Source organism: Thermoplasmata archaeon, assembly GCA_038729465.1.
Taxonomy (GTDB): Archaea; Thermoplasmatota; Thermoplasmata; order Thermoplasmatales; family ARK-15; genus JAVRLB01.
In genome coordinates, this window is the sequence record JAVYRZ010000021.1 from 1 (window position 1) to 22,060 (window position 22,060).

Here is a 22,060-nt window from a genome sequence, read left to right on the forward strand (position 1 = left end):
GAAAAGAGTGAAATACGGAATAGAAGGGCTAGATAAAATGATGGATGGGGGTCTAATTCCAGGTAGAGTTTACTTTTTGTCAGGTGGTACTGGCACGGGGAAGACAGTATTAGGGCTCAGGTTTTTGTGGGAAGGGTTAAGAAACGGGGAAAAATGCATGTACATAGCCGTAGACAGACCGCCTTCGGTATTTTTACCGAATGTCACGCGTTCATTCAAGTGGTCGCTGAACAATATGAGCCTGATGGATGCAGTTCCCGCGCATTCCCTTTATACTGTTGGCTACCCTGTTCACGATATTACTGCGAAGGGAGAGATTAGTAAAGTCAGTAAAATGAAAGAGGGCGCAGAAAAAGGAGAGTTAACGATAGAGTCTATAATTATGAAATTGGCTAAAGAGTTCGATACTAATAAATATGATAGAATCGTATTAGATTCATTAACTATACTCAGAAAATATGGTATTGAAGAAGAGCGCAAAAATCTGGCAATTCATCAGCTTGTTCGCTTTTTTATCGAAAAAAAAGTTACAACCATTCTGACAGTTGACAGCAATGTGGAGGATCTTAGCGCAGAATTGCTTTTATCAGACGGATTTATAATTTTAAATAAAGAGGTTCGCAAAAATGCCTATTATAGAACATTGCAGATTCTGAAAATGAGAGGTACAACCTTTGATTTTAAGCCACATGAACTACTAATTAACGAGGAAGGCGTAAGCGTAAGAATATGAAATTCAGTGGCATTATATTATGGAATGACAAAGTAATACAAGGTACGGTAGAGATTGAGAATGAAACGGTTATTGACCTCACTCCTAAAAAGTCAGATGCTTTAAATGGTGTTTTTTTACCCTATTTTATAAACATGCATACGCATCTTGGAGATTCTTTCATTATGGAAGAACCGGTAGGATCTATATCTGATATAGTTGGTCCAGGTGGATTAAAAGCGAGAGCGCTGGAACATGTAAACAAGAAGAGACAACAAATTGAAATAGTGAATAACCTAAAGATCATGGCTAAAGAGCATGTTTCTACTTTTTTGGATTTTAGAGAGCAGGGTATTTACGGGATCGAGTTATTAAAAGAAGTTTTACCGGACACGCTGAATTGCTTGATATTATCCAGGCCCGCAAAAAACGATGAATTCAATGCAAAAGAAATAGATGCGTTGTTAGATAACTCTGCAGGAATCGGGCTTAGCTCAATATCAGATTATCCTAAAGATATAATTTTAAAAATCAGAAAAAAAGTCTCAGATAAAAACAAGATTTTTGCGATACATGCCAGCGAAAGAATAAGAGAAGACATAGATTTTATATTAGATTTAAAACCTACATTTTTAGTGCACATGCTAAAAGCCACAGACTCAGATCTAGAGCGAGTAAGAGAGGAAAACGTATCTATTGTTGTCACGCCCAAATCCAATAGTCAGTTCAGTACAGTACCACATATATCACGATTGTTAAATTACAGGATAAATGTGGCGATAGGAACGGATAATGGCATGTTCACAGCACCTTCTATAAGATCTGAAATGGAGTATTTATATCGTATATCCAATCTCTATGGTCACATAGACCCCATCGAGATCCTGAAAATGAGCACGGTAAACGCATTAAAGATCCTGAAACAAAATCCGCTGGAAGTAGGCAAAAAAGTTTCAGGCATGTTTTTCAAATCCAGTCCTTATAAGATTGTCTCTGATCCATTTTTAGAACCGTTTACGCTATTTTGAGAAAACTATAAATCGCACCAACTGTTTGCAAATAGTATGTGTGATACATTAGTATCTATGAATCAGAACAATGCCAATAAGAATGTTACCTATTTTGCAAAGAACAGTGACAGAGAGCCTGATGAAATACAGCTTGTAGAATATTATCCAAGGATTATAAGAGATAAAATAGTTAAATGCACATATATTGATGTTGCTTTTGAAGGTGAAAGCAACGCTATTGTGATCTCTAGACCTTACTGGATGTGGGGTGCAGAGATGGGAGTCAATGAATATGGTGTGGCAATTGGTAACGAAGCTCTGTTCACAAAGCGAAAGTTTGAAAAAAAAGGGTTGCTTGGCATGGATCTATTGCGTTTGGGACTGGAAAAAGGTAAGACTGCAGAAGAGACGTTAAAAATAATAATTCGGTACATAGAAGAATATGGGCAGGGTGGATCTAACAGCTTAAATAAAGATGAGTATTATGACAATTCGTTTATGATAGCAGATAAACAAGAAGCATATATATTGGAAACCTATGGAAAAATGTGGCAATCTGCAAAAGTTGAAAGCTTTGGCTCGATCTCAAACAGAGCAGCTATTAATAAAAAAGAAAACTTTGAGCTCAGACCTGATTTTTTATATACTTATTTTGGAAGAGGACGTGAAAGAGCAGACATTACAAGGAAAATGCTTAACTCTTCAGAAGGAAACGTGACGATAGAAGAGATCATGAAAATAATGAGAATGCACAATGAGCCTGAATTTTTACCAAAAAAAGGATCGAATAGAGATATTTGCATGCATGCAGGTTCTCTAACAAGAAGATATCAAACTGTAAACTCAATGATTGTTGAACTCGGCTCTAAATTTACGCTGTTATGGTTTACTTACTCTTCAAATCCGTGCATTTCACTATACAAGCCATTATTTCTTGGATTTGAAAATGTAGCGTACAATAAAGAGTACTGGGAAAATGCTGAAAAGCTGCACAGAATTCTGGCAAACACGACAAAAATCAATTACAGCAAAGCAATGGCTGAAACTGTAAGTTCACAAACACAAATTAACGAACTTGTGAAGGATCTCAGTGACAAAATAAACAGCAGTGGAAAAATAGAAAAATCGTATATTGACAAAATCTATGAAGAGGTCAGAATGGTCGATGAAAAACATCTGAATGCACTGAAAACATTGTTATAGCACTTTCAATGCAGTATCTCATAAATCTTGCGGGCTTTGTTTGTGCCTATTCCTTTCACTTTCTTCAGATCTATAACACTCGCCTTTGAAATGTTCTCTATGCTCTTAAAATGATCCAGCAATTTTGTGGCGGTCTCAGTGCCCACATATGGCAAACTTGAAAGTACATATATTTTCCAGTCTCTTTCGTCCATGCTCTTTTTCAATGAATGCTCCCATTTCTGCACCGGGGCCTTATCATTTTTTCCGGATTCTTCTCTATCTTTAAAGATCCTGATCAGTTCTATAAACGCATTATCGGACAAAGTTACAAACAGATCAATGTTGTAAACATACCTTACCTCAAGAAAAGAGCCTGCAATACTGGCACTTTGTAGCCCTTCAGCCTCAGAATTATAGTTGTTGATTATCAGCACCTTTCTTTTTATTGGCTTTTTAAAAATAGTGTTAAATGCGTACATTCTTGCAAGCTGATCCCATAGATGCCCATTTTTTACAGAATTGATATAATCAGTGTACTCTTTTCTTTCTATAATAATACAGTACTCATCAAATTCCATACAGATATCTGAAATATCAAGGTTTTCAAGCGATATATTTTCAAATATTTTTCCAAGTTTTAGCGAAAATTCAGATTCTCTGTAATCTATATGCGCTTTCATTTTCTGTATTTTTCCAGGCCTCTTTTCAAAACTTCATAAGATAACAATGCGCATTTTAAACGAACCGGCGTGAGTGTAATGCCTAGCTCTTTCAATAGATCTTCACTCTTAAAATTATTTAGCTCTTCAATTGTCTTGCCTTTTATAAGCTCTGTCAATATAGATGCAGATGCCTGGCTTATCGCACATCCTTTTCCGTAAAATTTCACATCTTCCACTACATTATTATTTATTTTCAAAAACAGTTCTATCTCATCGCCACAGGAAGAATTGCTGCCTTTTTCGTCTACCTGCGCATGCTCTATAGTCCCGAAGTTTCTCGGGTTTTTGTAATGTTCTAGTATAAAATCTAAATATAAGTTTTCATCCATATTAAATCACTTAATCTTTAATATTTTATAAATGTTATCCAAGCCATCTATAAATGTCTCTATATCATCCTTATCATTGTACACATAAAAACTCGCTCTCGCAGTAGCTACTATGCCAAGTCGATCCATAAGCGGCTGCGCACAATGGTGCCCGGATCTAACTGCCACTCCTGACCGGTCAAGAATCGATGCAACATCATGAGAATGTATCATTATTCCCTGCCTCTGCATGTTGGTGGCAAGACTTTCAGGATTGATGTTTTTAAAATTAAAAGCAATCACGCCTCCTTTTTTTTCAGCATCTGACGGTCCGTATATATCCAGGTCTTTTCTCTCTTTCAATCGGTTCAAAGCATAGGATACCAGCTCTTTTTCATGATCTCTTACATTCTGCATACCTATATTATTCAGATAGTCTATAGCTGCACTTAATCCTATAGCACCTGCAACGTTTGGAGTTCCTGCCTCAAATTTCTGTGGTGTTTCTGCCCATGTTGCACCTTCTTTATGCACTTCATTAATCATCTCGCCACCGCCCATAAACGGTTCTAGATTTTCTAGAATGTCATATTTTCCATAAAGCACTCCGATCCCCATAGGACCAAGCATCTTGTGCCCGGAAAATGCCAGAAAATCACAGTTCAGGTCCTGAACATTTACTGGCATATGAGGTACTGATTGTGCAGCATCAACTATAAACAGGGCATTGTGGTCATGCGCTATTTTTCCGATTTTCTTGATGTCATTGATTGTGCCCAGAACATTAGAGGCATGCGCAACCGTGATTATTTTGGTTCGGTCAGTAATAAGCTTTTCATAATCTTCCATTTTTAGTGTCCCGTCATCATTAATGTCTACAAACTTGAGCTTCAACCCTTTTTTGGACCAGATCTGCCATGGAACTATGTTTGAATGATGTTCCATCACTGTCGTAATGACTTCATCGCCTTCTTTCAGATAATTAAAGCCGTAAACGTAAGCAAGCAGGTTCAAAGCCTCAGTAGCGTTTCTTACAAATATGATCTCTTCCGGCCTGCGCGCTTTTATAAAATCCGCAACCTTCGCTCTTGCAGCTTCATATTTTTCAGTAGCCACTTCTCCAATATTGTAAATGGCTCTGTGTACATTGGCATTGTAATTTCGATAATAATCAGAAATTGCATCTATTACACTATTCGGTTTCTGGGTTGTTGCTGTGCTATCTAAGTAAGTAAGTTTCTTTCCATTTATAATTCTTTGCAAAATTGGAAAATCCTGCTTTATTTTTTGTGTATCAATCATATCACTCACCTATATTCAAAAATCTAGTGCCCTCAGTTATCAATATCTGTCTCACTACCTCATCCAAAAATCCATCAACAAGTATCTTTTTGGCACTGATCTCATCGAGACCTCTCGTTAACAAATAAAAAATGTGATCGGGATCTACATTTGTGGAAGTGGCCGCATGCCTGGCTACAGAGCCAGAGCCGTCTATTTCCAAAAATGGCAGTGTTATGCTGTTTGTGCCTCTGTTTAACAACAGTGCATTGCCTTCATAAAATGCATTGCTTCTCGTTGCATCTTTCTCAATCTTTATGTTGCCGCGCATTATAGCCCTTGAATAATCTAACAATGCAACCTTGATATTTGAAAAGCTGGTAGTATCTGGAGCTGTATGAAGCGCATCTGTAATGCTCTCATATACTTGCTTGTTTTTTCCGATTGCCGCACCAACAACTTTTGCAGAACTGGATTGCCCTATATATATGCTCTTGGAATCCATAAGATGATACTCAAAGTTCTTAAGAGCATAGTACCATTCTTCTTTAGCATCTTTATTTAATATTGATTCTTTGACAGACATTAGGCTGTGCGATGCACCGTCTCCTAAATACAATGATTTTAGCTTTGCATTGTTGTTGATTATATATGTAGCACCATCCAAATATTGGCCAGACTCTTTTATGTTCGTATAGTTTATAAGCTGAACATCACTGTTTTCTTCAATGTAAAATATGTCGTTTTTTATAGTTTTACCAGTTCCAAAGATCGTGTTCAGGCTTATGTTCTTTATTATCTTATTTTTCGGGACATGCACAAACAATCCAGTGCCCCAAACCGCATTTTTCAAGGCAGTATATTCATCAGAAGCATGACTCATAGCATCTTTAATGAGCTCTGGATATTTCTTTATAGCATCATTTATATCTATTATTTCTACTCCGTCAAGATTTAGATGGATATCTAAATCTTTTTTTTGCGATAGATCAAAACATACTCTGTTGTTTTTATACTCGAACAATCCCTTTGTTTTTTGTTTATTAGAAAAATTATCAAGCAAATTTTGAATGTATTTATCTTTGTCAAAATAATTTTTTTCAACTGGTGAATCTGCAATCTTCCTAGACTGAAAAAAATGAAAAAGTTCTAGATTTTTAAGTCTCAGATCTAAAAACCAGCCTGGTTCATTATTCGAATTTGAAATGTTTATAAGGTCATCATCAGAGATCATCCGACCGCCCCCAACTTGCTCATTTCTAACTTGATAAGCCTGTTTAGCTCCAGCGAAAATTCAAGAGGTATTTCTTTCATTACATCATCCAAAAACCCAAGTACGATCATAGACCTTGCCTCATCCTCTTTCAGACCTCGGGTCTGCATATAAAACAGCTCTTCTTCACCGATCTTGCCAACGCTGGCTTCATGCGCAACAGTAGCAGAATCTTCATAAACTTCATTGTGAGGATAGGTGATGGATTTAGAACGGTCATCTAGAATTAGCGCATCACACTGTACATGCGATTTTGAGTTATATGCACCTTTTGAGATCCTCAACAAACCTCTGTAAACAGATACACCACCATCCATGCTGATGCTTTTTGATATGACCTTCGAAGAAGTGTTAGGTGCCAGATGCAACACTTTTGCACCACCATCTTTCCAAGTATTGCCTGAGCTCAATACGATGTTCAGATGCGATGCTGTTGCTCGTTCACCTCTTAGATAACTGGATGGATATAGCATTGTTACTTTAGAACCAAGGCTGCCCCCTACCCACTCCATCTTTCCATCTCGATCGACCCATGCCCGTTTTGTATTTAAATTGTAAATATCCTTGCTCCAGTTTTGAACAGTTGTGTATCTTACTTTGGCCTTTTCTTTAACATAGATCTCTACCACTGCACTGTGCAAAGAACTGAGATTGTAAACTGGCGCAGTACACCCCTCAATATAACTGACCGCACTGTCTTTTTCTGCTATGATTAAGGTATGTTCAAATTGCCCTTCTTGCGCAGAGTTCATTCTGAAATAAGTCATTAAAGGCAGGTCCAGTTTTACTCCTGCAGGCACATAAACAAAGCTGCCACCGCTCCAGACTGCACCATGCAATGCAGAAAATTTGTTGTCTCGCATAGGCACTGCTTTCATAAAATACTCTTTTACAATGTCCGGATGCTCCTTCAAAGCAGTATCCAGATCTGAGAATATCACACCTTTTGCATCAAGCTCTTTCTTTATGTTTGCATACACTCCTTCAGATTCAAACTGTGCAACAGAGCCTGCAAGATACTTGCGCTCCATTTCAGGAACGCCAAGAGCTTCAAATGTGTCTTTTATGTCCTTAGGTACATCATTCCAGCTTCTAGTCTTTATAGATTCTGGCCGTAAATAATAGGTGATATCATCAAAGTTTAGTTCTCTTAAATCAGGACCCCAGTTTGGCATAGGAGCTTCAAGAAATATCTCTAATGACTTTAATCTTAATCTGCGCATCCAGTCTGGTTCTTTCTTAACCTCCGAGATCTCTTCCACTACCTTTTTGCTCAATCCTTTTTCTGTAACAAACTCATATTTTTGGGGCGTTACAAAATTGTATTTTTGCTCATCGCGCTCTATTATCTTATCTTTCATATTATTCGCCCTTACATATTTCTTATCCAGTCATAGCCTTTTTCTTCAATTTGCATGGCCAGACTATAATCTCCGGATCTTAGAATTTTGCCATTGTATAATACATGAACATAATGTGGTTTTAGATACTTAAGTATGCGCTGATAATGTGTTATTATCAATGCTCCCATAGAGTCAGAGCCTGTAATTATGCTGTTCAGTGAATTTGCAACCGTTTCTAGGGCATCTACATCAAGCCCAGAATCAATTTCATCAACAACCGCTATTTTCGGAAGTAATGTAGCCATCTGCAAAATTTCCGATTTTTTTCGCTCTCCGCCAGAAAAACCTTCATTTGTATTTCTTCCCAGAAATGATGGATCAAGACTTAACACTTTTGATTTTTCCTGCACTTTTGTTATGAAATCTTTAAAATTAATATTTTCAGTAGGGTGCTCAGCTAAATATGCAGATCTGATCAGTGTAAAAAGCTTGACTCCGGGAAGTGAGATCGGGGCCTGAAACGTTAAAAACAATCCTTTTTTCGCACGTTCTTCTGTGGGCAAGTTCGTAATATCTTCATCATCTAGCAAAATTCTTCCCTTTGTAATTTTATATTTTTTATCTCCGAATATTATATGAGCAAGTGTAGTTTTGCCACTGCCATTCGGGCCCATCAACGCATGAATCTCCCCCTGCCGAATCTCTAAATTTACACCTCTTAAAATTTCTTTGTTCTCTATTTCTGCATGAATATCTTCTATCTTCAAGCTAATCATATTTATCAAATAGCAAAATCACAATTGCTATTTTAATATTTTGTAGTTGTTTTAAGCAAACAGCAAACTTTTATAGAATTGAAATAAATCTTTAAACAAAAATCTTTAGAGATGAAATATACATACTCCAGGCAATAAAAATGTTTAAATAGAGTTTTGCTATAAGAGAGATACTGCTATAAAATTCAGTAAATATTGGCAATGATAATGCTGTGAAATTGTTATGGCAGACATATATCAAAACAGCCTTATCAACTGCGGGTGTGGTGTAGCTTGGTAACACAGAACCCTGCCACGGTTCCGCCCCGGGTCCGAATCCCGGCGCCCGCATTAAATAAAAAATGCTTTATTTTACAGCATTGGAAAGTTAATGTTATAGAATTTCATTAAACTTTTTTGGCACTACACCGTATCTGCTCCATATTTCATTGTCTCTACAAAAATTTAACGTTATCATCGCGTATTGCTCTTTTGTTATTATGTTAAATGCAGATAATATTGGAACTGTGAACCTCACCAGTCCATTAGACAAAACTCTCGCATTTTTCAATCCTCTTTTTGATCTTAGGATATTGACCATGTCTGTAAAATTTAGTTTTTCTGGACCTGATATTTCTAATATCTTGTTTGATTCTTTAAATATTGCCATCGAAACAATCTTTGCTAGATCCTTAACGTAAACAGGGCACAACAATCCTGAATTTATTGATATGCCATATCTTGATACTTTTTTGACGTTAGTAACAAAAAAATCATTATTGCTGACCACTACCGAAGGCCTAATTATCAGATATTCTAATCCAGATTCTTTTACCAATTCTTCTGCTCTATGCTTTGTCTGAAAATATTCGGTTTTGCCTATATCGGCATTGATAGCAGAAAAATAGACAAACTTGGCATTAAATCTTTTAGCTAGAGCTACAAGATTTGTTACCCCTTTGACATTCACATCATAGTGTGTCTGGGCTTTTGTGTTTTTTATCACTGCCACTAAATCTATGATAATATCAAATTTAGGTACACTACTTAAAGTTTCTGGCTTTGTTATATCCCCGGGTATATAGCTGATGTTCAGTTTGTCCAGTAATTCAGATCTATGCCTAGCCAGGTACCTCACATCATGCGATTGTGCTAGTATTTCTGATATATTAGAGCCTATAAACCCGCCACCGCCTACAATTAAAATGCTTTTCTTATCCATATTTTATCACGTTTTCAGTATAAAGTAAATTGATCCATAATATAAAATTTTGTTTAAAATATAAAGATGATTTTGAACAAAGTTTAAATATTGATAAAAGAATGAATATCTGGTGATCAAAATGGATGAAAATAAGATGCCTCTTATAGGCGAAAGATTTCCCGATCTTCAGGTCAATACAACGTTTGGATCTATAAAGCTACCGGATGATTTTTCTGGAAAATGGTTTATGATTTTCAGTCACCCGGGTGATTTTACGCCAGTATGCACAACCGAGTTTTACTCTTTTTCAAAAAGGTTCGATGACTTTAAAAGCCTGGGCGTTGAGATGATAGGATTATCAGTAGACAGTAACATAAGTCATATTGAATGGGTGAATTGGATTGAAGAGAATCTAAAGATTACAGTACCATTTCCGATAATAGCAGATCCCATGGGTGCAGTTGCAAGAAAACTTGGAATGCTGCACGCAGAATCTTCTACAGCCGCAGTCAGGGCTGTGTTTATAGTGGATCCCAATTCGACTGTCAGGCTCATAATGTATTATCCGTTAGAGATCGGCAGAAACGTTAATGAACTTTTAAGGGCGATAAAAGCGCTGCAGACTAGCGATAAGTACAAGGTGGCCATGCCTGCCAACTGGCCAGATAACGAGCTGATTGGAAATAAAGCTCTGAATTCTGCACCTAAAACAGTAAAAGACGCAAAGGCAAGACTCAAAGAGTTTAAGGGATATGCATGGTGGCTTACATACAGAGACTTGCCGGAAGATCTTAAAGAAAAGAAAAAAGCTAAAAAATAAGGTTATTTCCACTCTGTTAATATTTTTTCTCTATTGAATGTTGTCTTGCTGAGAAAGTACAAAACTATTACAGCAATTAAGAGCCCTGCAGAAATTATCAAGAGATTGGTAGTGCTTGTGAGCGATACTAGATTGATCTCACCCATCACATATAAAACATAAAAAGGAATTAAAGATGCAGCTCCCATCTGATATGCAGTTTGTGCACTGTTTACTTTGGCAGACACAAACACGCCAAAACTAACACCATATATAATGGAAAGAGGAACACCTATAAACATTACGACTGCAAATGCCCAGTTTGGATAAAACAGATAGCCTAACTTATTGTATGTCAGAAGATCTGATAGTGCCATAAATACAATTGTACCCACGTAGATTGAGAGAATCATTGGCAGAAATGCACTGATATACTTACCCATCAAAATCTCACCATCGGAGGTAGGAGTGGCAAGCAAAGGTTCTAGACTCTTCTCTATTTTCTCTCCTACGATGCTGTAAGAAGATAGGTAGAGGGGAAGCACAGCGGATATGATCATGAAAAAAAATGCGAATGAAGAAAGAAGCTCTGCTACAAAAGACCCAGAAATATGCTTTCTGATAATTAAATAATCCGTGAGAACTGGAAGGCCTATTCCTATAGCTAGCGGCAAAGCCACTATTAAAGTAATCAAGGATTTTCTCTTTCTCAAGATAGCCAGATCTTTCTTTGCAACGATCCATGATTTCCATAATCTCATGTTTTCACTCCCTCACCAGTTTAAGATACACATCTTCCAGTGTTGCACCAGTCTCATTGACTGATTTGATCTTTCCCCCCGCAGAAACAATTGCGTTTATCATAGCAGGCGTCTCTTTCTCAGGATTGTTCATCTCAATTATTAATCTGTTTCCGTCTTTTTCAACATTCTTAGGATTTGCTGCTTTGACAGCACTTAGTATCTTATCAGTTACCTCTTCTAGCAGAATGACGGTCTGCCTTCCAGATAAAGCTCGCTCAAGATTCTGCGGTGTATCAGCCGCTATCAGCTTTGTTTTTAATACTCCAATTCTATTACATATACGCTGAGCTTCATCTAGATTATGCGTGTTAAGAAGAATTGTTCTATTTTCTTTCTTGAGATCAAGTATAATATCTCGGATGGCCTTAGCAGCCTCAGGATCAAGGTTTGCAGTGGGTTCGTCCAGTAAAAGTACTTCTGGATCATGAATCAATGCTCTCGCAAGAGCAACCTTTTGTTTCATTCCTTTGGAAAAAGTGCCGATTGCATTGTTTTTTTTGTCCCATAAATCCAGCATTTTTAGATATTTCTCTATGTTCTCCTTTATAAGCTGTTCAGGAGTTTCATACATCCTTCCAAAGAACTCAAGGTTCGCATATGCACTAAGCGTTTCATAAAGACCTACATTGTCGGGAACTAACCCAATCATCTTCCTTATTTTCATTGCATCGTTTTTATTTGTAATATTATAATCTCCTACCGTTGCAGACCCGCTTGTGGGAGATAGTAAGCAACAAAGCAATCTTACTGTTGTGGTTTTACCGGCTCCATTCGGACCAAGCAGACCAAAAACCTCTCCCTTTTCTACATAGAACGTAAGATCATCAACAGCAGTAATGTCTCCGAATTTCATGGTCAGATTATGAACATCGATCATTTTTTCCATTATCACACCTTTTTTTCTGAATGATATAAACTATGTAATGTCTAAAACATTATTATATTTTTGCCGTTAATTTAGTAACTACTATTGTTACTAATAAACCTTGATCAGAATAAGATGCTGAACAATGATATTAGCCTTCTTTCTCATTTCACTTTTGAAAATATACTGTATTTAAGAACTCAAGACAGAGATACCATTTCTGCTGGATTAGAAATGGTCTCAGCTATTACTGCTGTTCCATATGCAACAACTTCGTTCATAACCTTGCTAATTTCAGAGGTGTCAAACCTGATCTCGATAACAGCATTTGCTCCAAGCTCTTTTGCAGATTCTCTAAGCCTGTCCATGGCAGTTTTTCTAGCATCTGAAAGCATTTTTGTGTATAACCCTATTTCGCCACCCGCCCAGGATCGAAAGTATGCTGCTATGTTCTGCCCGAGCCCTCTACTTCTTACAGTTATTCCCCATATGGGACCTATAACCTGAGTTATCTTTTTTCCAGGAACATAATTCACTGTAACCATTACAATCTCTTTTTCATCTGCCATATTTGTTACCTATGATATACGTGATATATATCAAATATATTAATTTTTCTTAGAGAAAACGTCGTGGAAATAGTAAATTTTCTTAACCACCTATTTTTTTGCAACACTATCTCAAAAATAGATATCAACAGGAGAATAAAATATGAAAAAGATCATAGCAAATATATGAATTTGCCTAAAATTAAAAAAAGTGCGTCTATAATAGTATTATCGAGAAAATAAATGCAGGCAGAGAATGTTTAATAAGTAGGTAACTGACTTGAAAAGTGCATGGCATAACTATGATCTGTGAAGAATGTGGCTTGATAATTGACAAAGTCGTAAACACGTTAATAAACATAGCAATGGAGATAGGCTAACATGATCCCTTCTTGATATAGAAAAATGGCAATCAGGTAAAGTGATAAAATAGTAAAAAGATGTGAAGCAGATGATCGCTAATCAGATCGTGTCAACGAATATTTGACAAAGCCCTATGTGCACAAGAATTTACAGTTAAATATTGTAGAATCATAAAAAATAATTAAAAAAAGAAAAGATTATAGATTTTTTTTCTGATCTAAGCCTGTGTTATTTAAAGCCTCTTTATCTGGCATTTCTGGCTTTTTAGTTTTTTCTGCCAACGCCTCATTTAAGCCTACTAACCCTATCGATGCCAAGTTAGGGCCTGCAGACATCAGATTTGTGGGTATCAACATTAAAGTACCACGTCCCTGTAAACCAAGCTCATATAATATGTTCATCCACCTTAACTGTAATCCATAATCGCTCTTTTCGTACAGAGCCGCAGCTTCAATCATCTTATTTGCAGCCTCGTACTCTGCCATGGCCAATGTTACTCTCGCCCTGCGCTCTCTCTCAGCCGCAGCCTGCCTGGACATCGCTTCTTGCAAAGCAGTCGGGATTATTACATCTCTTATCTCTACAGATGTGACTTTGATTCCCCAAGATTCTGTTTTCTGATCTATGATATTTCTTGCTTGTGATCCTATCTTTTCTCTTTCTGCAAGAAGTTCATCCAGAGTAACTCCACCTACAACCTCTCTTATTGTAGTCTGCGCTGCTAACTGCGTGGATAATATATAGTTTTCAACATTTAACACCACTTTCTGTAAGTCAAATGGCTGAAAATACATGATTGCATCGATACTTACTGGAACGTTATCTTTGGTCAGCGTCTGTTCAGATTTAAAGGCTTGAGTCTGCAATCGCGTGGAGACTACAAACGGCACTTTTGATATGATTGGCATGATATATACTATGCCCGGCCCTTTAAATCCTCTGAATCTACCAAGCTGTAAATATGGTGCTCGTTCCCATTCTCTGTATATTCTTATTCCAGACAAAAAGAATATAGCAATGATCAAAACTATGATAGCTAATCCTACTATTGTACCTATATCCATATCTATTTTTCACCTCTTTCTCTTATTCTTATCTTCATATTTAAGGTTTTTCAACAATCAGCGTCATTCCATCTCTACTAACAACTCTTACCCTCTCGCCCTCTTTTATCTGCTCTCCATTCTTAGACCTTGCTCTCCATATTATGCCCTCAACTCTTATCTCGCCCTCGGGATTAAGATCTTTAGTGACAGTGCCTATATCTGTTTTTATATGTTCCCACCCTGTTTCCGGTTTCTTTATTATTAACGAAAAAATTCGAACAAAGTACCATACAATAATCAATATTATAACAATCAAGATTATTATAGTCAATATTAAATCTAGATCCATCGTTCAACGCTCCTCTAACTTTTTTGAATTTTGATCTTTTTCGACAATTAATGTCAACCCTTGCCTGTCCACGATTTTTATTTTTTCGCCCTCTTTTATCTGCTCTCCATTCTTAGATCTTGCTCTCCATATTATGCCCTCAACTCTTACCTCTCCCTCGGGATTAAGATCTTTAGTGACCGTGCCTATATCTGTTTTTATATGTTCCCACCCTGTTTCCGGTTTTTTCTGTATTGCAATTCGTATTTTGTTCAGGTAGATTGCAACAATGATCCCGAACGTTAACACTATAACCATTGTAAACCACTGCAAAGGCCCAAATGGATTTGGAGAATATGGAACTTGATACACAAGTAACCATGTTGCAAATATGCCGGTCAATATACCACCAATAAGTAAAAAGCCATGCCCTGTTTTCACTTCTAGGATCATCATTACTGCCGCTATAACAAAAAGCACGATTGCCAGGTCTGATGCTCCGATCAATTGCGCACCCACAAGGCCAATCGCGATCATAATTACACCTAATACGCTTAGAATTATAGAAGCATGAAATATATCTAATAAAATTGCAACTATCCCTATCAATATAAATATACCATCAACAGTTGCATTGCTGATAAAGCTCAAAAACTGGTTGTAAAGTGAAGGATTTTGATAAATTAATGAGGCGTTTGGCATGTTTATGTCAACCAGCACCTGTGCCATACTGTTTGCAATGCCAGTAATAACATTGATTTTATATGCTTGTTGTGAGCTGTAGGCGGTATTGTTCAATACCATTGTGGATACTGCTGTTATATTTCTGTTTTGAGCTTCTGCTAAACTCTGCATTAGTGCCAGCATCGCATTTTCTGTATGGTTCTGCTCTAACTGAGTTCCGCCCACAACGATAGGCGTCGAAGGGCCAATCTCTGTGCCATTTGCCATGTAAATTCCATCTGTGGCCATTGCAATATAGCTGCCTGCAGAAGCAGCTAAACCACCGGGCGGTACGTATGTATAGACATGTATGCCATCCTGCTCTGCCTTCTGTATATTATAGACTATGTCTAACATTGATGAAAGTAAACCACCCGGTGTATTCATCTGTATTATTACCGTATGATACCCGTCGGCCTCAGCATATTGTAGGCCACTATTAATAAAACTGTCCGATCCGGGATCTATCCCCATATTTAAGTTTAATACTAATACGCTATTATTCTGTGTCGCTGCCCCTATTTCTGAGAATAATACCACGCTTAATATTAAAATTATGATAATCCAAGCTTTCATTCTATGTGATACATTAATAACTACACATTAATAAAAATTGTCAAAAAGATTTATATGTAAATTTGAATTTAATAGATTAAAATGCATCAGATAATAGAACATACCGCAGATATAGGGTTAATTGCCAAGGCAGACACATTTGCACATACATTAGATGAGCTTGCAGTGGCAATGTTTGACCTTATACTTGATATTAAAGCGGTAGAGCCAAAATACAAGATTGACATAAGCATAAATTACGATAACATCGATGCGCTTGTTGTTGATTTTTTATCTGAGTTAATATACCAGTTTGATGCCAACCATTTTGTTCCCTGCAACGTTAAAACAACCTTGCAAAAAACAGAACTGAAAGCTGAGTTAACCGGTGAGAAATATGATCGAAAAAAGCATGGATCTAAACTAGAGATTAAAGCAGTTACATATCATATGCTAAATGTAGACCTGTTAAATAATGAAATAAAAATATTGTTTGACATTTAGAGCCCTAGCATTTTTCGAGCCTCATCACTGATCCTCTCTACAGACCATGGCGGATCCCATACAAGCTCTACCTTTACATCTTTTACATTCGGTATTTCACGAATCTTGTTTTCTGCATCTGTAATTATCCATGACGTAAGCGGACATCCTACAACGGTCATAGTCATTTTCACAAAAACATTGTCATTTTCCACTTTTAGATCGTATATCAAGCCAAGATTCACAACATCAAGTCCTATCTCTGGGTCTATCACGTTTCGTAATGCGTTTAATACATCTTCTTTGTTTACCATGATTATATGAAATTAAGATTTGGTATTAAATACTTTTGTGTCTGTATAAAACAAATATTTATGCCAATCAAATACGCGAAGATATAAATAGAGAATCTGTATATCTACTCTTTGAGGATATATTTATGGATATTCCAGATCATAAACATTGCTTAAATTGCGGTATTTCTATTCCGCCAGATCAAAAGTTCTGCAGTAAAAAATGTGAAGATGAATGGAGTCAAAGGCTAAAACATAGAAGGAATATGTTCTACCTGGAATTTATATTGATAGCTATCCTGCTCATATTCCTGGTGCTCGAATATAGATAGGTCTGATCATGAAGGTAGTTCTAGGAGGAACTTTTTCGCAGATTCATAAAGGGCATATGAAACTTCTAGATAAGGCATTTGAAATTGGAGATTTTGTGTTTATCGGATTAACTTCAGACCTGTATGTTAGAGATCACAAGATATTGAATATACTTTCTTATGAAGATCGTGAAAGTGCGTTAAAGCAAGTGGTTGAAAAATATGGAAAAAAGTATGTGATAGTGCCCATAAATGATAAATATGGAGCTTCTATAAGCTCTGATTTTGATGTGATCGTGGTAAGCAGGGAAACATATAAAACTGCAATTGAAATCAATAAAATCAGAGCAAATAAAAATCTAAAACCTTTAAACATCGTTACTGTGGATTATATAATGGCTGAAGACCTGATGCCCATTTCTTCTACCAGAATATTGAAAGGTGAGATCGACAACAACGGAACAAGACTTACAACTATCAAGATCAATGTGGGCTCTCAAAACAACATAAAAATAGAGGCTACGAAAAAAGTATTTTCTTCAATATTCAAAAATTATGATGTTACTGGCGTAATGGTGAATTCTGGCACATCTGCACAGCCTTTTAACTCAGACACTTTGAAAGGTGCTATTAATCGTGCTAAAAAGTGTATTAAAGATGCAGATTATGGAGTTGGCATTGAGGCTGGACTACTGTGGAACAATCAGTTAAATTATTATTTTGATGTGCATTATGCGGCAATTTTAGACAAGTATGGCACCATGACTTATGGACATAGCAGTGGCTTTGCTTATCCCAAAGAGCTTATTGAAATATTAAAAAGTGAATCAGATATATATTCTGCGCTGGAAAAATACACAAATGTCAAAAATATTGGCAGATCTGCAGGAATGGCAGGGTTTTTCAGCCAGAACATGATAACAAGATCAGACCTTGTAGAACAGGCTATCATTATGGCCATGATCCCTAGATTAAGCTGGGTATATTATTATCATTGAGCTTCTCTTTTGCCTCTTTAAGTATCTGTAAATATTCATTGCGGTCATAAACCAGATCAAATGGCAGGGTTCCAAAAATCTCAGCCTTGAACTCTCCACCCTTTAATACCGTCGCTTTTGCCACAAATACATAATTGTTCTTGAACGCTTTTACAAATTTTAAGTTTTCAATAGTCAAACCAGCCTCTTCACTGGATTCTCTCAACACTGCCTTCACGGCATCTTCTCCTTCTTCAATCTTTCCACCAGGAAACTCCCACCCATTCTTGCGGGTATTGTAAACAAGAACATACCCTTTATATGTAACTGGTACTAAGATTACATTCATATCTTTATCACGCTCCTGGCACTATATATACATTTTCATTATCTTTAATGATCTTTAAATCTTTGCCAACCTTATATTTTGGGGCTTTCAGTTCATATAACCTGTTCTGTTGATCCATAATCTGCAATTCGTTTCCAGATGCGTAGATTAGTATCGCATCCAGCACATCTTCTCGTTTTGCAAACAGCTTGTAACCCTGATCAATATAACTTTTTTGAGAAATCGCCTTAATCTCGCCACTGTTTAGGTCAATAACTTTCAAGCCTTTAGCATTTAAATTTAATATTCTGTATTGTTTATCCTTGTTTTTAATAAAATCACCAGCCCTGTATTCAGGAAGCCTGATCATATAAGTAATGCGGTACAGATCCTCTCCCTCTTTTCGACCATACAGATGCGGAGACTCTTTAATTGTGCCACTGTATAGATCTTGGATCTCTTTAACTAAAATACGCGCAAAATGATTGCTAGATAGATAAAAATCCAGGCCTGTATGCATCTCTTCATATTTCATTATAAATATGTTCGGGTTGTTCTGAGCCCTCACCTCTCTATACACAAATTCGATAATCTCGTTTTTCTCAGATTCTGAAACATCCCTGTCTGACCTGATCTGCAATATAGACTCAAAGTAGTCTCCCAATATTTTATTGCATACAGGACAGCTGTTTTTTAAGATTTGAAGCTTGGTCTCGAATTTTTCAAGCTTTTCAAGATCTTTATAGTGTATAGTTACATCACTGCGTATCAGATCTAAATTTTTGGAAATGCTTAATTTTATGCTGGCACTATCATACTCATGATATTTTTTTGCACTGTTTAGCAGATACTCTGATAGCACGCTCTCTAAAGTTTTATTATATATCCATTCTTTCTTAATTTTTATTGCACCACAATGAGGGCATACAGTTAAATCGATGCTTTCTGCAAGTTCTATAAATTTTGTATTTTTTAAGAAACAGGATACACATAAATTCTCGTATTTTGAGTCATTAATGCCACATATTATACACTTCATACGTTATCAATTTAAAATGACTTTTGTCTATTTAATATTTCTGTATTGAAAATGCAGGATGTTTTATCTATTCAATATATAAAATATTGAGATATATGGCAGAAATAGAACATTGGAATTTTCACTGATTTTTTGCAATTTAGATACTGCACTGTACGAAAAAAATAAAATCGAGAAAAGAGTGTTACGAACTTTGAGACGTTAAAAGAGTAGATGGCAAGGTTGTTGCTAAATATATAGGATAGGCAAAACACCTAATGCTAAAACAGAGCTTACTGATAAGGATTTATAGCCGTATATAGAAAAGCTCATAAAAATAGGCATAACAGATGATCGATTAAGAGAGATTCTGAATGCGATGGGCATAAAAACAGTTTATTTCTGGTACAGTTATACACAGAAATATTAAATATTAGAGATTCTATTGAATTCTATATGTCTGATAAAGATTTTCTGAATAATTTTGATAAAATTTCGAGAATTGGATGGTTTGAAAACGAAGGTTTAAACAGGCTTGCTTTAAACGAATATGATATTAAAGCAAGAGATGAATTGATATTACAGTTAAGCAAAATTGACGCAGAGATAAATATGGATGATGCCGGAAATATATATGGCTCTATAGGTAACGAGAAAAATGGTATGATCGCAATTGGTTCACACATGGATTCTGTACCTAATGGTGGAAGATTTGACGGCACTTATGGTGTAGTTTCAGGGCTACAAATGCTAAAGGTATTTTCAAAAAGTGATCTAAACAAAAAAATAATGGTAATAGATTTTACAAATGAGGAAGGAGCAAGATGGCAACCAGATCTTCTTGGATCTGGACTGGCTACCGGAGTCTTTGATCAAGATTTTGTTTATTCTAGAACTGACAAAAATAACAGGAGATTTGGAGCTGTATTAAAAAAAACGAGATACTATGGATCCAGCGAAAATAGAATTAAATATTTAAAACCAGAATATTATATTGAGCCGCATATAGAACAAGGGCCTATTCTTGAAAAAGAGGGATATATAATCGGAATACCGGTTGGAATAGTTACAGACATTGTTGAAAATTACACTTTTGCAGGAGAATCAAATCAGGCTGGGCCCACACCAATGAACATGAGAAAAGATGCACTTGTAGGAGCTTCTAAATTCATTTTTCAAATATATGAGTTAGCAAGAAAAATAGCTCCAAATTTAGTAATGACTGTCGGTGATATAAAAAATTTACCAAATGTCTATAATGTAATACCTGGCAGCGTTCAATTAACTTTGGATATAAGAAGCCCTGACAAAAAACTAGCATATCAACATTCTAAAATTGCAAAAGATATGGCCGAGCAAATTGCCTCAGAAAATGGGTTAAATCTAACACATGAAGTAGCATGGAGGCTGGATACTACTCTATTTGATCAGGAGCTAACTAAAACAATAGAGAAAGTATGCAAACAACTAAACTTAAAATATAAATTTATATATAGTTGGCCAACACATGATGCAATGTATATGAATAAAATTACAAGAACCGCAATGATCATGATCCCATCACATAATGGAAGGAGCCATACAAAAGAGGAATATTCAAGAGATAGTGATCTGATTTCTGGTCTTAAAGTGCTTAAAAATACATTAAATAAATTAATGCTGTAACATATAAAAATTCACTTTCATATATCTATAAATTGCCAGTGCAGTTAACTTAAATAACGGTTGACTCTTGGAAATCAAGATAGACTACGCATAGAAAATATTAGAATTGATAACTTTGGTACAGTGAAGTAATTATTCAATAATTTCCCATGATGGCTGATATTTATTTAACTGTTCTTTTGTATAGTCATCCATCGGATGCTCTCTCTCCGGTATTTGCACCTGCTTTTGAATGTCAAATAACTCTGTTGAAAAATATCTGGTTGCTGTATCATTGATCATAATTACCATATTTTTTAATTCAGTGTGTATCTTAGAGACTTTTATTGCTGCGGCTAGATTTGCACCTGATGATATACCAGCCTGAATTTTTTCTTTTAGCATTAACTGTTTTGCCCAATAGATTGATTCATCCGAACTTACTGTCACAACGCCATCAAGCAATGAAAGATCTAAATTTCTAGGAACAAATCCATCACCAATGCCCTCTATTTTGTGAGATCCCCATTTTCTCTTGGAAAGTAAAGGTGCTTCTTCGGGCTCAACCGCATATAATTTTACGTGCCTGTTCCTTTCTCTCAAATATCTACCAACGCCTGTTAGAGTTCCTCCAGTTCCTTGAGTTATTACAAAACAATCTACTTTTCCTTCTGTTTGCTCCCATATCTCAGCTCCCGTGGTAAAATAATGTGCCAAAATAGCATCTTGATTAGTATATTGATCTGGAAACCAATACTTTTCCGGGTTTTCTTTTACCATCTTTTTAACCAGTTCATAGGATAGATCTACATCACTCTCTGCACCTTCAGTTTCTATAATCTCTCCGCCCAAGGATCTAATCATTTTTTTTCGTTCGTTACTCATGCCGGCAGGCATTACAATCGTTACCTTGTACCCTAGACTAGTACCGATCCATGTACAAGCTATGCCTGCATTTCCTGTACTTACTTCTATAATTTCCATGTTAGGTTTAAGATCGCTCCTCTTTATCGCTTCAGTAATCATCCTATAATATACTCTATCTTTCAGGCTACCAGAAGGATTCAAAAAATCGCATTTTCCATATATTGTCGCATTAAGACCATGCTCATTTCTTATCAAATTTAATTTTACAAGAGGAGTTCTGCCTATCGTTTCCTTAATATCTTCAAAAGCTCTATTA

General features: G+C 36.2%; 25 protein-coding genes and 1 tRNA gene. 9 read left to right on the forward strand and 17 right to left on the reverse strand.

The window, feature by feature from the left end:
- The 3 genes from QXQ25_05620 to QXQ25_05630 form a co-directional block, all read left to right on the forward strand.
- A partial coding sequence (locus QXQ25_05620; protein MEM0161180.1) for an ATPase domain-containing protein occupies positions 1 to 733 on the forward strand: 733 nt, incomplete at its 5' end.
- The gene (locus QXQ25_05625) at positions 730 to 1,740 is read left to right on the forward strand and encodes an amidohydrolase family protein (GenBank protein MEM0161181.1); all 1,011 of its coding nucleotides are present in this window, start codon (positions 730 to 732) and stop codon (positions 1,738 to 1,740) included. The genes QXQ25_05620 and QXQ25_05625, both read left to right, overlap by 4 nt.
- 36 nt (positions 1,741 to 1,776) lie before the next feature.
- Entirely contained in the window at positions 1,777 to 2,925 is a 1,149-nt protein-coding gene (locus QXQ25_05630; protein ID MEM0161182.1) for a peptidase U34, read from the forward strand.
- 5 nt (positions 2,926 to 2,930) lie between these two features.
- Here QXQ25_05630 and QXQ25_05635 read toward each other — a convergent pair whose 3' ends face one another.
- Genes QXQ25_05635 through sufC form a run of 6 tightly spaced genes read right to left on the reverse strand, consistent with a single transcriptional unit; the run spans position 2,931 to position 8,610 of the window.
- Positions 2,931 to 3,587: a helix-hairpin-helix domain-containing protein gene (locus QXQ25_05635; protein ID MEM0161183.1), complete on the reverse strand. Its 657-nt coding sequence runs from the start codon at positions 3,585 to 3,587 to the stop codon at positions 2,931 to 2,933.
- Positions 3,584 to 3,958 carry an SUF system NifU family Fe-S cluster assembly protein gene (locus QXQ25_05640; GenBank protein ID MEM0161184.1) on the reverse strand — a complete coding sequence of 125 codons (375 nt, stop codon included), beginning with the start codon at positions 3,956 to 3,958 and terminating at the stop codon, positions 3,584 to 3,586. Before QXQ25_05640 ends, QXQ25_05635 begins: the two co-directional genes overlap by 4 nt.
- Before the next feature lie 6 nt (positions 3,959 to 3,964).
- Positions 3,965 to 5,239 (reverse strand): cysteine desulfurase, encoded by a 1,275-nt coding sequence (locus tag QXQ25_05645; GenBank protein ID MEM0161185.1) that lies wholly within the window; start codon positions 5,237 to 5,239, stop codon positions 3,965 to 3,967.
- A gap of 1 nt (position 5,240) precedes the next feature.
- The gene (locus tag QXQ25_05650) at positions 5,241 to 6,452 is read right to left on the reverse strand and encodes a SufD family Fe-S cluster assembly protein (protein MEM0161186.1); all 1,212 of its coding nucleotides are present in this window, start codon (positions 6,450 to 6,452) and stop codon (positions 5,241 to 5,243) included.
- Positions 6,449 to 7,852, reverse strand: a complete 1,404-nt coding sequence (sufB, locus tag QXQ25_05655; protein MEM0161187.1) for a Fe-S cluster assembly protein SufB — start codon at positions 7,850 to 7,852, stop codon at positions 6,449 to 6,451. The genes QXQ25_05650 and sufB overlap by 4 nt, the downstream gene beginning before the upstream one ends.
- 11 nt (positions 7,853 to 7,863) lie before the next feature.
- Entirely contained in the window at positions 7,864 to 8,610 is a 747-nt protein-coding gene (gene sufC, locus QXQ25_05660; GenBank protein MEM0161188.1) for a Fe-S cluster assembly ATPase SufC, read from the reverse strand.
- Between the two features lie 257 nt (positions 8,611 to 8,867).
- Here sufC and QXQ25_05665 point away from each other — a divergent pair.
- Positions 8,868 to 8,940, forward strand: a tRNA-Gly gene (locus tag QXQ25_05665).
- A 43-nt stretch (positions 8,941 to 8,983) separates the two neighbouring features.
- Here the strand turns inward: QXQ25_05665 and QXQ25_05670 are convergent.
- Positions 8,984 to 9,811 (reverse strand): NAD(P)H-binding protein, encoded by an 828-nt coding sequence (locus QXQ25_05670; protein ID MEM0161189.1) that lies wholly within the window; start codon positions 9,809 to 9,811, stop codon positions 8,984 to 8,986.
- A gap of 121 nt (positions 9,812 to 9,932) precedes the next feature.
- Here QXQ25_05670 and QXQ25_05675 point away from each other — a divergent pair, with 121 nt between their 5' ends.
- The gene (locus tag QXQ25_05675) at positions 9,933 to 10,613 is read left to right on the forward strand and encodes a peroxiredoxin (protein ID MEM0161190.1); all 681 of its coding nucleotides are present in this window, start codon (positions 9,933 to 9,935) and stop codon (positions 10,611 to 10,613) included.
- 2 nt (positions 10,614 to 10,615) lie between these two features.
- Here the strand turns inward: QXQ25_05675 and QXQ25_05680 are convergent, their stop codons facing one another.
- The 6 genes from QXQ25_05680 to QXQ25_05705 form a co-directional block, all read right to left on the reverse strand.
- Positions 10,616 to 11,353: an ABC transporter permease subunit gene (locus tag QXQ25_05680; GenBank protein MEM0161191.1), complete on the reverse strand. Its 738-nt coding sequence runs from the start codon at positions 11,351 to 11,353 to the stop codon at positions 10,616 to 10,618.
- A gap of 4 nt (positions 11,354 to 11,357) precedes the next feature.
- Positions 11,358 to 12,281 carry an ABC transporter ATP-binding protein gene (locus tag QXQ25_05685; GenBank protein MEM0161192.1) on the reverse strand — a complete coding sequence of 308 codons (924 nt, stop codon included), beginning with the start codon at positions 12,279 to 12,281 and terminating at the stop codon, positions 11,358 to 11,360.
- Positions 12,282 to 12,460: 179 nt separating this feature from the next.
- A complete protein-coding gene (locus QXQ25_05690; protein ID MEM0161193.1) occupies positions 12,461 to 12,829 on the reverse strand; it encodes a heavy metal-binding domain-containing protein in 369 nt (122 codons plus the stop codon).
- Positions 12,830 to 13,368: 539 nt separating this feature from the next.
- Positions 13,369 to 14,235 (reverse strand): SPFH domain-containing protein, encoded by an 867-nt coding sequence (locus QXQ25_05695; GenBank protein ID MEM0161194.1) that lies wholly within the window; start codon positions 14,233 to 14,235, stop codon positions 13,369 to 13,371.
- Between the two features lie 40 nt (positions 14,236 to 14,275).
- The gene (locus tag QXQ25_05700) at positions 14,276 to 14,566 is read right to left on the reverse strand and encodes an NfeD family protein (GenBank protein ID MEM0161195.1); all 291 of its coding nucleotides are present in this window, start codon (positions 14,564 to 14,566) and stop codon (positions 14,276 to 14,278) included.
- 3 nt (positions 14,567 to 14,569) lie between these two features.
- Complete coding sequence (locus QXQ25_05705) at positions 14,570 to 15,844, reverse strand: nodulation protein NfeD (GenBank protein MEM0161196.1); 1,275 nt, start codon at positions 15,842 to 15,844, stop codon at positions 14,570 to 14,572.
- Positions 15,845 to 15,925: 81 nt separating this feature from the next.
- Between QXQ25_05705 and QXQ25_05710 the strand changes: the two genes are divergently transcribed.
- Complete coding sequence (locus QXQ25_05710; GenBank protein ID MEM0161197.1) at positions 15,926 to 16,327, forward strand: archease; 402 nt, start codon at positions 15,926 to 15,928, stop codon at positions 16,325 to 16,327.
- Here QXQ25_05710 and QXQ25_05715 read toward each other — a convergent pair.
- The gene (locus QXQ25_05715; GenBank protein MEM0161198.1) at positions 16,324 to 16,620 is read right to left on the reverse strand and encodes a metal-sulfur cluster assembly factor; all 297 of its coding nucleotides are present in this window, start codon (positions 16,618 to 16,620) and stop codon (positions 16,324 to 16,326) included. The genes QXQ25_05710 and QXQ25_05715 overlap by 4 nt on opposite strands.
- A 125-nt stretch (positions 16,621 to 16,745) precedes the next feature.
- Here QXQ25_05715 and QXQ25_05720 point away from each other — a divergent pair, with 125 nt between their 5' ends.
- Both QXQ25_05720 and yjjX read left to right on the forward strand, forming a co-directional pair.
- Positions 16,746 to 16,931 (forward strand): DUF2116 family Zn-ribbon domain-containing protein, encoded by a 186-nt coding sequence (locus QXQ25_05720; GenBank protein MEM0161199.1) that lies wholly within the window; start codon positions 16,746 to 16,748, stop codon positions 16,929 to 16,931.
- 8 nt (positions 16,932 to 16,939) lie between these two features.
- A complete protein-coding gene (gene yjjX, locus QXQ25_05725) occupies positions 16,940 to 17,908 on the forward strand; it encodes an inosine/xanthosine triphosphatase (GenBank protein MEM0161200.1) in 969 nt (322 codons plus the stop codon).
- Here the strand turns inward: yjjX and QXQ25_05730 are convergent.
- Positions 17,877 to 18,236, reverse strand: coding sequence for an NUDIX domain-containing protein (locus tag QXQ25_05730; protein MEM0161201.1), 360 nt, complete (start codon positions 18,234 to 18,236; stop codon positions 17,877 to 17,879). The genes yjjX and QXQ25_05730 overlap by 32 nt on opposite strands.
- A gap of 7 nt (positions 18,237 to 18,243) precedes the next feature.
- On the reverse strand, positions 18,244 to 19,254 hold the full coding sequence (locus QXQ25_05735; protein ID MEM0161202.1) for an NMD3-related protein: 1,011 nt from the start codon (positions 19,252 to 19,254) through the stop codon (positions 18,244 to 18,246).
- A 435-nt stretch (positions 19,255 to 19,689) separates the two neighbouring features.
- Between QXQ25_05735 and QXQ25_05740 the strand changes: the two genes are divergently transcribed.
- A complete protein-coding gene (locus QXQ25_05740) occupies positions 19,690 to 20,898 on the forward strand; it encodes a M20 family metallo-hydrolase (GenBank protein ID MEM0161203.1) in 1,209 nt (402 codons plus the stop codon).
- A 132-nt stretch (positions 20,899 to 21,030) separates the two neighbouring features.
- Here QXQ25_05740 and QXQ25_05745 read toward each other — a convergent pair.
- The coding region (locus tag QXQ25_05745) for a cysteine synthase family protein (GenBank protein MEM0161204.1) at positions 21,031 to 22,060 on the reverse strand (1,030 nt) is incomplete at its 5' end.

What these genes read in the sequence shown, in the direction of transcription:
- QXQ25_05645 (MEM0161185.1), bottom strand. Translation starts at nt 5,239, where the DNA reads ATGATTGATACACAAAAAATAAAGCAGGATTTTCCAATTTTGCAAAGA.
- QXQ25_05740 (MEM0161203.1), top strand. Translation starts at nt 19,690, where the DNA reads ATGTCTGATAAAGATTTTCTGAATAATTTTGATAAAATTTCGAGAATT.
- QXQ25_05690 (MEM0161193.1), bottom strand. Translation starts at nt 12,829, where the DNA reads ATGGCAGATGAAAAAGAGATTGTAATGGTTACAGTGAATTATGTTCCT.
- QXQ25_05735 (MEM0161202.1), bottom strand. Translation starts at nt 19,254, where the DNA reads ATGAAGTGTATAATATGTGGCATTAATGACTCAAAATACGAGAATTTA.
- QXQ25_05670 (MEM0161189.1), bottom strand. Translation starts at nt 9,811, where the DNA reads ATGGATAAGAAAAGCATTTTAATTGTAGGCGGTGGCGGGTTTATAGGC.
- QXQ25_05695 (MEM0161194.1), bottom strand. Translation starts at nt 14,235, where the DNA reads ATGGATATAGGTACAATAGTAGGATTAGCTATCATAGTTTTGATCATT.
- sufB (MEM0161187.1), bottom strand. Translation starts at nt 7,852, where the DNA reads ATGAAAGATAAGATAATAGAGCGCGATGAGCAAAAATACAATTTTGTA.
- QXQ25_05700 (MEM0161195.1), bottom strand. Translation starts at nt 14,566, where the DNA reads ATGGATCTAGATTTAATATTGACTATAATAATCTTGATTGTTATAATA.
- QXQ25_05635 (MEM0161183.1), bottom strand. Translation starts at nt 3,587, where the DNA reads ATGAAAGCGCATATAGATTACAGAGAATCTGAATTTTCGCTAAAACTT.
- QXQ25_05650 (MEM0161186.1), bottom strand. Translation starts at nt 6,452, where the DNA reads ATGATCTCTGATGATGACCTTATAAACATTTCAAATTCGAATAATGAA.
- QXQ25_05680 (MEM0161191.1), bottom strand. Translation starts at nt 11,353, where the DNA reads ATGAGATTATGGAAATCATGGATCGTTGCAAAGAAAGATCTGGCTATC.
- QXQ25_05705 (MEM0161196.1), bottom strand. Translation starts at nt 15,844, where the DNA reads ATGAAAGCTTGGATTATCATAATTTTAATATTAAGCGTGGTATTATTC.
- QXQ25_05630 (MEM0161182.1), top strand. Translation starts at nt 1,777, where the DNA reads ATGTGTGATACATTAGTATCTATGAATCAGAACAATGCCAATAAGAAT.
- QXQ25_05720 (MEM0161199.1), top strand. Translation starts at nt 16,746, where the DNA reads ATGGATATTCCAGATCATAAACATTGCTTAAATTGCGGTATTTCTATT.
- yjjX (MEM0161200.1), top strand. Translation starts at nt 16,940, where the DNA reads ATGAAGGTAGTTCTAGGAGGAACTTTTTCGCAGATTCATAAAGGGCAT.
- QXQ25_05640 (MEM0161184.1), bottom strand. Translation starts at nt 3,958, where the DNA reads ATGGATGAAAACTTATATTTAGATTTTATACTAGAACATTACAAAAAC.
- sufC (MEM0161188.1), bottom strand. Translation starts at nt 8,610, where the DNA reads ATGATTAGCTTGAAGATAGAAGATATTCATGCAGAAATAGAGAACAAA.
- QXQ25_05730 (MEM0161201.1), bottom strand. Translation starts at nt 18,236, where the DNA reads ATGAATGTAATCTTAGTACCAGTTACATATAAAGGGTATGTTCTTGTT.
- QXQ25_05625 (MEM0161181.1), top strand. Translation starts at nt 730, where the DNA reads ATGAAATTCAGTGGCATTATATTATGGAATGACAAAGTAATACAAGGT.
- QXQ25_05685 (MEM0161192.1), bottom strand. Translation starts at nt 12,281, where the DNA reads ATGGAAAAAATGATCGATGTTCATAATCTGACCATGAAATTCGGAGAC.
- QXQ25_05715 (MEM0161198.1), bottom strand. Translation starts at nt 16,620, where the DNA reads ATGGTAAACAAAGAAGATGTATTAAACGCATTACGAAACGTGATAGAC.
- QXQ25_05675 (MEM0161190.1), top strand. Translation starts at nt 9,933, where the DNA reads ATGGATGAAAATAAGATGCCTCTTATAGGCGAAAGATTTCCCGATCTT.
- QXQ25_05710 (MEM0161197.1), top strand. Translation starts at nt 15,926, where the DNA reads ATGCATCAGATAATAGAACATACCGCAGATATAGGGTTAATTGCCAAG.